Annotated in this window: 12 protein-coding genes and 11 tRNA genes; 3 read left to right on the top strand and 20 right to left on the bottom strand. The window is 32.3% G+C overall.

Annotated elements, in window-relative coordinates; all coding sequences use genetic code 11:
- Positions 1-37: 37 nt before the first annotated feature.
- From DES33_RS06840 to DES33_RS06880, 9 genes are all read right to left on the bottom strand, one after another.
- Positions 38-1,063, bottom strand: coding sequence for an ABC transporter substrate-binding protein (locus tag DES33_RS06840; RefSeq protein ID WP_110058494.1), 1,026 nt, complete (start codon positions 1,061-1,063; stop codon positions 38-40).
- Between the two features lies 1 nt (position 1,064).
- On the bottom strand, positions 1,065-1,838 hold the full coding sequence (locus DES33_RS06845; protein ID WP_035109446.1) for an ABC transporter permease: 774 nt from the start codon (positions 1,836-1,838) through the stop codon (positions 1,065-1,067).
- A 1-nt stretch (position 1,839) separates the two neighbouring features.
- Positions 1,840-2,649: an ABC transporter permease gene (locus tag DES33_RS06850; RefSeq protein ID WP_110058495.1), complete on the bottom strand. Its 810-nt coding sequence runs from the start codon at positions 2,647-2,649 to the stop codon at positions 1,840-1,842.
- A complete protein-coding gene (gene potA / locus DES33_RS06855) occupies positions 2,639-3,685 on the bottom strand; it encodes a spermidine/putrescine ABC transporter ATP-binding protein (protein ID WP_110058496.1) in 1,047 nt (348 codons plus the stop codon). Before potA ends, DES33_RS06850 begins: the two co-directional genes overlap by 11 nt.
- A 12-nt stretch (positions 3,686-3,697) precedes the next feature.
- The gene (locus DES33_RS06860; protein ID WP_094206981.1) at positions 3,698-4,237 is read right to left on the bottom strand and encodes a helix-turn-helix domain-containing protein; all 540 of its coding nucleotides are present in this window, start codon (positions 4,235-4,237) and stop codon (positions 3,698-3,700) included.
- A 142-nt stretch (positions 4,238-4,379) separates the two neighbouring features.
- Complete coding sequence (locus DES33_RS06865; RefSeq protein ID WP_110058497.1) at positions 4,380-5,219, bottom strand: TPM domain-containing protein; 840 nt, start codon at positions 5,217-5,219, stop codon at positions 4,380-4,382.
- A gap of 12 nt (positions 5,220-5,231) precedes the next feature.
- On the bottom strand, positions 5,232-5,786 hold the full coding sequence (locus DES33_RS06870; protein ID WP_094205491.1) for a LemA family protein: 555 nt from the start codon (positions 5,784-5,786) through the stop codon (positions 5,232-5,234).
- Between the two features lie 8 nt (positions 5,787-5,794).
- A complete protein-coding gene (gene thiI, locus DES33_RS06875; RefSeq protein WP_110058498.1) occupies positions 5,795-6,970 on the bottom strand; it encodes a tRNA uracil 4-sulfurtransferase ThiI in 1,176 nt (391 codons plus the stop codon).
- Positions 6,971-8,098, bottom strand: coding sequence for a cysteine desulfurase family protein (locus DES33_RS06880; protein ID WP_110058499.1), 1,128 nt, complete (start codon positions 8,096-8,098; stop codon positions 6,971-6,973).
- 92 nt (positions 8,099-8,190) lie between these two features.
- On the opposite strand from DES33_RS06880, the gene DES33_RS06885 reads away from it, so the two are divergent.
- The 3 genes from DES33_RS06885 (at position 8,191) to DES33_RS06895 (ending at position 10,124) form a co-directional block, all read left to right on the top strand.
- On the top strand, positions 8,191-9,036 hold the full coding sequence (locus tag DES33_RS06885; RefSeq protein ID WP_110058500.1) for a ribonuclease H-like domain-containing protein: 846 nt from the start codon (positions 8,191-8,193) through the stop codon (positions 9,034-9,036).
- Complete coding sequence (locus DES33_RS06890; protein WP_110058501.1) at positions 9,029-9,640, top strand: YczE/YyaS/YitT family protein; 612 nt, start codon at positions 9,029-9,031, stop codon at positions 9,638-9,640. The genes DES33_RS06885 and DES33_RS06890 overlap by 8 nt, the downstream gene beginning before the upstream one ends.
- An 82-nt stretch (positions 9,641-9,722) precedes the next feature.
- On the top strand, positions 9,723-10,124 hold the full coding sequence (locus tag DES33_RS06895; protein ID WP_110058502.1) for a prepilin-type N-terminal cleavage/methylation domain-containing protein: 402 nt from the start codon (positions 9,723-9,725) through the stop codon (positions 10,122-10,124).
- A gap of 86 nt (positions 10,125-10,210) precedes the next feature.
- On the opposite strand, the gene DES33_RS06900 is transcribed toward DES33_RS06895, so the two are convergent.
- The 11 genes from DES33_RS06900 to DES33_RS06950 all read right to left on the bottom strand — a co-directional run bounded on the left by DES33_RS06900 (position 10,211) and on the right by DES33_RS06950 (position 11,454).
- A tRNA-Arg gene (locus DES33_RS06900) sits at positions 10,211-10,286 on the bottom strand.
- 204 nt (positions 10,287-10,490) lie between these two features.
- Positions 10,491-10,565: transfer RNA gene (locus tag DES33_RS06905), tRNA-Trp, on the bottom strand.
- Positions 10,566-10,641 (bottom strand) — tRNA-Phe (locus DES33_RS06910).
- 69 nt (positions 10,642-10,710) lie between these two features.
- Positions 10,711-10,787, bottom strand: a tRNA-Ile gene (locus DES33_RS06915).
- Positions 10,788-10,807: 20 nt separating this feature from the next.
- A tRNA-Ser gene (locus tag DES33_RS06920) sits at positions 10,808-10,898 on the bottom strand.
- A gap of 19 nt (positions 10,899-10,917) precedes the next feature.
- A tRNA-Ser gene (locus DES33_RS06925) sits at positions 10,918-11,006 on the bottom strand.
- Between the two features lie 5 nt (positions 11,007-11,011).
- A tRNA-Lys gene (locus DES33_RS06930) sits at positions 11,012-11,087 on the bottom strand.
- Between the two features lie 4 nt (positions 11,088-11,091).
- Positions 11,092-11,168: transfer RNA gene (locus DES33_RS06935), tRNA-Gln, on the bottom strand.
- Positions 11,169-11,175: 7 nt separating this feature from the next.
- Positions 11,176-11,252 (bottom strand) — tRNA-Arg (locus DES33_RS06940).
- Between the two features lie 5 nt (positions 11,253-11,257).
- Positions 11,258-11,331, bottom strand: a tRNA-Gly gene (locus DES33_RS06945).
- A gap of 38 nt (positions 11,332-11,369) precedes the next feature.
- Positions 11,370-11,454, bottom strand: a tRNA-Tyr gene (locus DES33_RS06950).
- Positions 11,455-11,463 lie beyond the last annotated feature (9 nt).

Below are 11,463 nucleotides of genomic sequence, written 5' to 3' on the forward strand. Positions count from 1 at the left end.
GAAAAAGTGCAAAAGTAAATCTCTTGCACTTTCTAGGTTAATTTGCTTTTATATCAGCCCATATATCATCGTATTTTTCTACAAAATCTGATGGATCTTTAAATATTTCCATATTCTTATGCTTTGATAAATCTGGGTAGGCTGTAGCATCTTCTTGAACTTCCTTATCCAAAAGTTTTTTGGCTTCTGTAGATGGAAGAGAATAACCAATGTATTCTGCATTAACTTTTGCATTCTCAGGATCTGTCAAAAAATTTATAAATTTTTCGGCATTTTCTTTGTGTTTTGCATTTTTCAAAATAGCTAATGTATCAAACCATAAATTTGAGCCTTCCTTTGGAATTACATATTCCAAGTTTTCATTCTCACCTTTAGCGACGATTGCATCACCAGAATACATTACTGCAATATCCGCTTCTTCATTCACCATTTGATTTTTCGTTTCATCTACAAGATAAGCAAGTACAATATCTTTTTGTTTTATCAATGATTCTTTTGCCTTCTCTAACTCAACTTCATTTCTAGAATTCATTGAATACCCTAACCTTTTTAAAGCTACTCCCAAGGTATCTCTAGTGGAGTTCATCATTATGATATTATCTTTGTATTTTTCATCCCACAAAATATTCCAGCTATCCACTTTTTCTTTTACTTTATTTTTATTGTAAAGAATTCCCACAGTTCCCCACATATATGGAACTGTATATTCGTTTTTTGGATCATAATCCAAATTTCTAAATTTCTCATCGATGTATCTGAAGTTTGAAATTTTGCTGTAATCAATTTTTTCAAGCATTCCTTGTTTTATCATTTTTTCAGCCATATAATCTGAAGGAACTACAACGTCGTAATTATTCCCTCCCTCTTTTACTTTCATGTACATATCTTCATTTTGCTCAAAAGTATCATATATTACTTTAATTCCGGTTTCTTTTTCAAACTTTTCTATCAAAGCTGGCTCGATGTATTCTCCCCAATTGTATACATACAAAACATTTGAATCATCTTTAGAGCAAGAAGTTAAAACCAATATAGTTAATAAGAATAATAAAATTTTTTTCATCTTACAATTCCTCCAATAGATTTGTTCTCTTGTGAAGAATCAATAATAGAATAACCATTACTAAAAACATGATGGTACTCAACGCATTAATTGCTGGATTTACCCCTTTCTTTGCCATAGAGTACACAGTAACGGATAAGTTTGACACGCCATGACCTGTAGTAAAAAAACTTATTACAAAATCATCAATACTAAGTGTAAATGCCAACAAGCTTCCTGAAAATACTCCTGTTTTTATTTCTGGCAGCACAACTTTTCTCAAAGTGTAAAAAGGAGTTGCTCCCATATCCATTGCGGCCTCTGGCAAGAATTTATTCATTTGCGATAATTTTGGCAACACAGCAAGTATTACATAAGGAGTTGTAAATGTGATGTGTGACAATAACATCGTGAAAAATCCGAATGGAAAATTCATCAAGTTAAATATTACCATCAAACTTACTGCTGTCACTATATCTGGATTTAAAACAGGAAGATAATTCATATTTAAAAGCAAAGTTTTCTTGTAACCTCTCAAATAATAAATTCCTATCGCTGCTATTGTCCCTAAAATTGTTGCAATTATTGTGGCTAATATCGCAATTAATATTGTGGTTTTAAATGAAGACAAGATTTCTTCATTATGCAATAATTCCTTGTACCATTTGAATGTAAATCCTACCCAGCTTCCTTTCAAACGAGAATCATTAAATGAAAATACCATTAATACAGCAATTGGTCCGTAAAGAAATAGAAATACCAATGCCAAATAAAATTTCTTAAAAAATTCCTTCATTTTATTCTCCTTTCTCATTTGTAAAAGCTAATGAAATTAAAATCATAACTATCAAAACAACAGAAATCGCACTACCATAATGCCAGTTTCCTGCTATTCTAAATTGATGCTCAATTATATTACCAATCAAATTGTATTTGTTACCACCAAGCAATGCAGATATTTCGAATGTAGATATCGCAGGAATAAACACCATAGTAATTCCCGTAATAACTCCAGGCAAACTCATCGGAAACACTACTCTCAAAAAAGTTTGCAACTTAGATGCTCCCAAATCGTAACTTGCTTCTACTAGTGAATAATCTGATTTGTCTAGTATTGAGAAAATAGGAAGTATCATAAAAGGTAAGAAATTGTAAACCATCCCCATTAAAATAGCTCCTTCAGTGTAAAGCATTTTTATTGGAAAAAAACCAAAATGTATCAACACACTGTTGATTATCCCGTTTTTACCAGTTAAAATAATCCACGCATAAGTTCTCAACAAAAAATTCATCCACATTGGAATAACTATCATAAGCATCAACACAGCCTTGTACTTTTTGTCTACTTTACTGATAAAATAAGCTGTTGGATATCCTATCAACAAACAAATCACTGTACTAATAAAAGCCAACCTTATTGAATTCAAAAGCACTTTTACATATTTTGATGTAAAAAATCTATGAAAGTATTCCAGCGAAAATTGTGGATTGGAAAAATCTCTCAATGATCCAGTTGTAACTGAATAATAAACTATAAGAAACAAGGGAAATACAATGAAAAATAATATCCAAATAGCATAAGGAATGGATAATTTCTTAAGCTTCATTGTCGCACCTCTTCATAATATGAATATTATCAGGATCAATGTTAATGCCTACAATACTTCCTTGAGGTTTGTTGATAGTTGATTGTGCCTTGTATTTGAAATCTCCAGTATCCACAAACATTTCGTAGTGAATTCCTTTGAACCTGTCGCTAATAACTGTCCCTTTAATTTGTCCTTTATCTGGAGCAACTATCTCCACATCTTCAGGTCTAATAACTACTTGTACATTTTCGTTTTTCTTAAATCCTTTATCCACACGCTTCCATTTATGATTGGAGAATTCTACCATGCAATCTTCTAAAAATACCCCGTCAATTATGTTACTTTCGCCAATAAATTTAGCTACAAACTCATTCTTAGGTTCATTGTAGATATCTTCTGGTGTTCCTATTTGTTGAATTACACCATTATCCATAACAACAATAGTATCGCTCATAGTTAAAGCTTCTTCTTGATCGTGTGTTACATAAACAAATGTAATTCCTATTCTCTCTTGAATATTTTTGAGTTCGTTTTGCATTCCTTTTCTCAACTTCAAATCCAATGCACCCAAAGGTTCATCTAACAACAAAACACTTGGCTCATTAACCAATGCTCTAGCTATAGCAATTCTTTGTTGTTGACCACCACTCAAATTATTTATCTTTCTTTTTTCAAAACCAGACAAATTTACAAGTTTCAAAACTTCTGTTACTTTTTCTCTGATTAATTTTTCGTTCATTTTTTTGATTCGCAAACCAAAAGCGATGTTTTCGAAAACATTCATATTAGGAAATAGAGCGTATTTTTGAAAAACCGTGTTCACATTTCTCTTATAAGGTGCAATATGACTGATGTCTTTTCCTTCAAAAATAATCTTTCCAGTATCTGGAGTTTCAAATCCAGCAATTAATCGCAAAGTCGTAGTTTTACCACAACCTGACGGTCCCAATAATGTCAAAAATTCTTTATTTCTAATGTAAAGATTCAAATCTTTTAAAATATGTTCATCTTCAAAAGATTTATTAATACCGATTAATTCAATGATATTATCCATTAAACATTCCCCCTAAAAATTTGGTGGTGACATAATCCATATCACCTTGCAGATTTTTGTGCCATTATTTTCTAACATTCTAGTTTTATTGCACTTAGTATAAAAACAATCACCCTTATTTAGCTTAAATTTTTCGTTGTCTAGATAAATGTTACAGCTACCTTCAATCACATATCCAAACTCTTCGCCCTCAAATGGAGTATATTCTTTTGTTTCTCCATTATGATCAAGTGTAATTATCACAGGCTCCATAGTGTTGACTTGAGATTTTGGAACCAGCCATGTAATAGTAGAATTCATGCTCAAATCTTCACTTGACTGATAATCGTCTTTCGTGAAAATCTCTTTTACCGTAGGCTTATCCATAAAAAAAGTTGCCATATCAGTTCCCAATGCATTTAATAAGTCATTAAGTGAATCTACAGAAGGACTTGTCAAATCTCTCTCTAATTGTGATATGAAACCTTTTGTCAAATCAGACCTTTCTGCCAATTCTTCTTGGGTCAATCCAAGTTTTAACCTCAATGATCTTATTTTTTCTCCTATTTCCATTACTATCTCCTTACTTAAAATATTAAACCAAAAGTATTATAACATAAAAGCATATAAAACTAAACAAAAAGTTAAAAATATTTTACTAAGTTTTCGCAAAAAAATACTCTCAAAATTAATTGAGAGTATTTGATAAATTTAATTAAAAGCTTCTTCCAGCTCCTCCGCCTCCGGATGAGCCTCCTCCTCCAGAGAATCCACCGAATCCTCCAGAAGATCCGCCGCCAAAACCTCCGCCGAATCCGCCGAAGTCATCGTCATCGAATCCTCCTCCAAATCCAGGGAAGAATATTGTACCACCACGTCTTCTGCCTCTGTATCTATTATTTCTACGATTACTTCTTGATATAATGTACAGAATAATCAGAAATATTATAATTCTAGCAATAGTGTTTGTAAGTTGCTGGTCTGAACTTCTGTTTAAATTTTCTTGATATTTATCAAAATCTCCAGTTAATTCAACATCATACTCAGCAGCAACTTCACTGACAACTGCATTGAATCCTTCTTGTAAAGCGTTAGAATAATTTCCGTCTTTTAAATCATCTAGCATATATTCATCAATTATTCTTCCGACTTTACCATCGTTAAGTCTTCCTTCTATTCCATAACCTGTAATGATATTGATATGACGATTACGACCCTTAGGTTCATTTAAATCTTGTGACAATAAAATCAGAACCCCGTTTTTCTTAGTGGCATCTCCGATTTTCCATTTGTTAAACAAATCAACGCCATAATCAAACGGATCTCTTCCTTTTAAATCTTTTAAGGTTACAACAAGTACTTGTGAACCTGTTTTTTGCTCAAGTTCTACATTCGTCTTAACTATTTTATCTTTAACTTCCTGGCTAATCACACCCATCTCATCAAGATAAAAAGTATCCGGTGATTTCGGCAAATCTTGGACAAAAGCATTTACATTAAAAATTAATAAAAAAGCTAAAACAAATGAGAATATCAATCTATATTGCTTTCTCATTATTTATTTGTCCTATTCAAAGTTAACTTGTGGTGCTTTTTGTGCTGAAGCATCTGCTTCAAAGTATTTTTCAGAGCTGAATCCCATTAATCTAGCAAATATTACTGTTGGGAATCTCTTAACTTTTTGATTATATGATTTTACAACTGTGTTGTAATTCTTTCTTTCTGTAGCGATTCTGTTTTCTGAACCTGCTAATTCATCCATAAGTTGTGTAAAGTGGGTATCTGATTTTAGTTCAGGATATCTTTCTACAACAACATTCATACCGTTTAATGCACTTGTCAATTCATCATTTGCTTTTGCTAATTCTTCTGGATCTTTGGCATTTTTTACACCAGCTCTAGCTTCAGATACTTTGATGAATACATCTTCTTCGTGCTTTGCAAATCCTTTTGCTGTGTTAACCAAGTTTGGAATCAAATCCGCCCTTCTTTGAACAACGTTTTGAACTTGTGCATATGCTTCGTTCACATCTTCCTTTGATTGAACCAAACCGTTGTATTGTGGCACTAATAATAATGCTAACACAACAATAATACCTATAATAACTCCTGCTTTTTTCATAGTTCCTCCTATTGTCTAATCTTAATTAATTCCATATTATCTATACATTCTTGAACCAAGCCTTCAATATCTAAGTTTTCTTCTTCTCTTTTGACATCGTAAATTCTTGGTTTTGTGACTGGTCTTTTTGGTGTAAACACCGTGCAACAATCTTCAAAAGGTAAAATCGATGTTTCATACGTTCCAATTTCCCTTGCAATTTCTATGATTTCTGTTTTATCACTTGCTATTAAAGGTCTTAAAATAGGTAGACTTGTAACTTCATTGATTACTGAGACTCCTTGAATAGTTTGACTTGCAACTTGACCTAAGCTTTCTCCTGTAATCAAAGCGTCAATTTTGTTTTCATTTGCTATTCTTTCTGCAATCCTCATCATAAATCTTCTAGAAATGATAGTCATCATTCTTTCCTTGCAGTTTTTAGTGATAGCTTTGTACACTGGAAGCAAGTTCACAGAATAAAAGTTAATATTACCAGTATAATACGAAACTTCTTCTGCTAATTGCTTAACCTTTTCAAAACCTCTTTGACTTGTGAATGGGTAGCTGTGGAAGTGCAAACAATCCACACGAACACCTCTTTTCGCCATAAGAAAAGCAGCCACAGGACTATCTATACCACCAGATAATAGCAACAAACCTCTTCCAGAACTACCAATTGGAAGACCACCCCAACCTTTTATTCTATCCGTGTAAACATAACAATTATCCTTAATATCTACATAAACAAAAAAGTCAGGATTTTTGATGTCAACCTTAACATAATTTCCGTATTTTTTTAATATAGTACCACCTAAAAGTGGATTTAATTCTGGAGATTTTGGTTCAAAATTTTTATCAACCCTGTGAACATCAACTTTGAAAGTTTGGAGTTTATCTTCGATAATTTTACCTTCTAATATCTTTAATACCCCGTCTTGCATACTTTCAACCGTTTTTTCACATTTTATGCAAGGACTAATGTACACAATCCCGAAAACTTTTTTAATTCTAACTATAATTTCATCAAAATCATTGACATCAGCCTTGATGTACAACTTACCTTGTTCTTGATAGTATTCTTCAATTTTATAATCAGAAATCGCATCTAGAATCTTACTTATTGCACGCTTCTCAAAAGTGTGTCTGTTTTTTCCTTTTAATGTTAGTTCTCCAAAACTAACCGAAATATACCAATCTAACATTTATCTCCTCATAATATCTCTAATATCTTCTAATCTAAGCTTTAATTTCTCTACAAACACATCCAAAACATTCTCAGGCGTATTATCTGTAAATGAAATTCTTATACATCCATCTGAAAACTCATCAGGAGTGTTAATGCTTTGTATAATTCTCGATTTTTTGGAACCATTGCATGCACTTCCAGTAGAAATGTATATTTCATCTTGTTCCAAATAGTGTAGCAATACTTCACTCTTAATGTAATTAAAGCACACATTCGTAATGTATGGACTATATCCTTCTAGCTTAGAATTAAAATACACACCGTCAATTTTTGATAATTCATTCATCAAATATGACTTCATCTTGTATAATCTGTCGTAAGTTTCATCAATTTTAGAAAAAACTTCTTCACTAGCGCATTTTAAAGCCACAATCCCCGCTACATTTTCGGTTCCAGGTGAAATTCCCGATTCTTGTGAACCTCCTATTATAAGAGGCTTCACTCTTTCAGGATTTCTTATGAAAATCGCACCAATCCCTTTTGGAGCGTGAATCTTATGACCACTAATTGTGTAGAAATCAATCTTCGCTTCATTAATATCCAATTTAATCTTGCCAAAACCTTGAATCCCATCTACATGAAACAAAGTATTCGGATTTTTTTCTTTAATTTTTTTGCCCAATTCTGTAATTGGAAGAATTTTTCCAGTTTCATTATTAACATGCATAACTGAAACTAAACGTGTTTTTTCATTTATTAAATCAATGATATCATCAGCTTTAAAATCATCACTTACATTTACAAAATGAACTGTCCTATTTTCCTTCAACTTATTATAAGTTTTAAACACAGAAGAATGTTCTATATTTGTAGTTATAAATTCTTCTTTTTTATCATTAGTAACACTTCCATTAATAGAAATATTATTACCTTCAGTTCCGCAAGATGTAAAGAACACATTCTCTGGTCTAACATTTAATAAGTTTGCAATTGAATTTCTGGAATCAGTAACAAGCTTTTCCGCTCTCATTCCAAAATCGTATAAACTTGAAGGATTCCCAAAATCAACAGTCATTGCATTAACCATTTCTTTTACCGCATTTTCTGACACTTTCGTAGTAGCAGCATTGTCTAAATATATCATTATATCCCTTCATTTCTATTTAAAATCATACTAATATTATAACATGTAGAGAAAATTTACCAAAATAATAGTATAATGGAAATGGTGATAAAATGAATGAAAATCAGGCTATTATAAATATAGAAACAACAGGAATTGATCCTCACAAAAACCATATTTATCTTATAAATATCTTTACAAATGATAGATATTATAATTTCTACTCAAAAAATAATGAATCTGAAGAAAAAATCATAAAATCAGTCTATAAAATCATTCAGGATAAACAAATTATCTGTTTTAGTGATTTTGATATCAAATTTATTAATAGTAAAATAATCAAATATACAGATTGGGATGTAATTAATAATTACACTTCTTTGCAAAAATTAATTGGAAATTACTACAAAAACTTGTTCACATCACTAAAAACAAAAGACTTAGCAGCAAAATTATTCGATATCAACATAGATGATAAATCAAAATCAGTGAAACTATACAAAAAGATTTCAAAATCAAATCGTATTTCAGATGAATTAATAGAATTTGCTAAAACATCCATGAATTTTAAGATAAAATTGTACAATTATATGATAAAGTTTTTTGAGGAAAAATGTGATACTTTTGATATGTACTCAAAAACCGTTAGATATTTGTTGTATGATGTTAAAAAATTAAAAAATAACTTAGAAATTAGTTTGATTACTAATAATAAAATGGAAATTGATGCCATGTATGAATCAACTCAAATCAAATCACAAGGAATGTTTATAACTTTATGTTTGAGTTTGCATGAAGGATACATTGATGATGATTTTGTAGAATGCACAATGACAAGTATGGACAACAATTATAATTTAATAAACAATTACTACCCTTTAGTCGTAAATGAAGAGTTTATTTATGATAATATTAAAAAATTAATAAAATACACACTTACGGAGATTTTTAATGAATAAAAAGACAAAACAAATATTGTTTGCAATATTAGGAAACTTAATAATTGGATTTAGTATCGGAATACTCAGACTATCAAAATTAGGTGTAGATCCTCTTAGCTTTATGAATAGTGGATTTTCAGACTTTTTGAATAAAGATTTTGGAACTGTAATTACTGTGACCAATTTCATATTAATCGTTATAGTTTTTATTGGCCACAGAAGATCTATCGGACTTGGAACAGTTATAAATATGGCGACTGTAGGATACAGTGCTGATTTTTCGTACATGCTACTAAAGTTTATGGATACGGACAAATTTTGGGTGAACTTTATTCTGTTGATAATTGGAATAAATATTATGAGTATAGGAGTTGGAATTTATTTGGAAGCTGACCTGGGTGCCAGTGCTTATGACGCTATGCCCTATGTTGTGAACAATATAGTTAAAAGAGATTTATCATATAAGTATACAAGGATCGTATTAGACATAATATGCATTGTAGTTGGCCTATTATTTGGAGAACAAATAGGAATAGGAACTATATTTTTAGGATTTTTATCAGGCCCACTAATTGTATTTTATAGGAATTTGGCTAATAATTTAATTTTTGAAGAGATTTAAAATATTTAATTATTTGTATTGAATAATCCTTAATTTTGATTATAATAAAAGTAAGCAGAATAATAAATAACTGGAGGAAATTATGAAACTACAAACGTTAAAAAATAAGAAAAAAGGGTTTACATTACTTGAATTATTGGTTGTATTAGCTATCCTTGCAATACTTATAGCAATAGCCATCCCTGTCTACAAAAACCAAAAAGAAAAAGCAGCTATAACTGCCCACAATGCAAATGTAAGAGTCTTGGAAACAGCTCTGGAAAGTTATAAACAAGATAATAATGGTAACTTACCTGGAAATTTGGATGACCTTGTTAAAGGAGAATATATCAAAAGTGTACCGAAAGTTCCAGCAAGCGAAAACGTAAAGTTAAAAGGTAAATCTTATGAAATTGATAAGAAAAATGGCAATATTATCCCTGGAGAAATAGATCCTAGTGAAAAAAAATCTGATGGTGGTCAGTCAAACCCAAAACAAAATTAATAAGAACACAAATGAAAACTCAAACCTGCTTAATTAAGCAGGTTTTTTAATGCAAAAAAGATAGCACTAAGCTACCTTTTTCTATATGGCAGAGATTGAAGGAATCGAACCTTCATCCTTCAGATTCGGAGTCTGAGATTTTACCAATTAAACTAAACCTCTATACCCTATCATTTATGACTATAATTTACATTATAGTTTTTTATAAAACAATACATAATTTATGTATTATAAATTTTACTTACACTGAAAATATATAATCTCACAAAAAATTGTTACATTTTATAATCGTACATTAAATATATAAAACATAAAAACGGCTTGATTCAATGTCTAATAACAACATAGAAACAAGCCGTATAGTTGTGGCAGGGGATAGAGGACTTGAACCCCTGACATCCGGTTTTGGAGACCGACGTTCTACCACTGAACTAATCCCCTTGGTGCCCAGAGCCGGAATCGAACCAGCGACACAAGGATTTTCAGTCCTTTGCTCTACCGACTGAGCTATCTGGGCACGTACTTTATTTAGGAAATGATTTCAACATTATAAAAAAATATTTCTTGAATAAATCAAGAAATAAATTGGTGGGCCTTCAGGGACTCGAACCCGGGACCTACCGGTTATGAGCCGGGCGCTCTAACCAACTGAGCTAAAGGCCCAAGAATAAATCATATATTCTTGGCGGAGAAAGAGGGATTTGAACCCTCGCATCCCGTTAAGGATCTACTCCCTTAGCAGGGGAGCCTCTTCAGCCACTTGAGTATTTCTCCTAAATAAAGTAATTTAAAATGGCGGAGAGGGTGGGATTCGAACCCACGCGGGGTTGCCCCCAAACGGTTTTCAAGACCGCCTCGTTATGACCACTTCGATACCTCTCCACATTTGGTGGCTCATCCGGGACTCGAACCCGGGACACCCTGATTAAAAGTCAGGTGCTCTACCATCTGAGCTAATGAACCATATTGGCTGGGGTGACAGGACTCGAACCTGTGGAATGCAAGAGTCAAAGTCTTGTGCCTTACCAACTTGGCGACACCCCACTATTATTGGCGCACCTAGGGGGATTCGAACCTCCGGCACACGGATTAGAAGTCCGTTGCTCTATCCAGCTGAGCTATAGGTGCTTAATTGGAGCGGGTGAAGGGAATCGAACCCTCGCAACCAGCTTGGAAGGCTGGGGCTCTACCACTGAGCTACACCCGCATATAGGTAATTAATCTTATTATTTTGTAAAATTTAATTGGTGGAGGAGGGTGGATTTGAACCACCGAAACATAAAGTAACGGATTTACAGTCCGTCCCCTTTGGCCACTCGGGAACTCCTCCATAATCCTT

The organism is Finegoldia magna (assembly GCF_003182075.1).
Classification (GTDB): domain Bacteria; phylum Bacillota; class Clostridia; order Tissierellales; family Peptoniphilaceae; genus Finegoldia; species Finegoldia magna.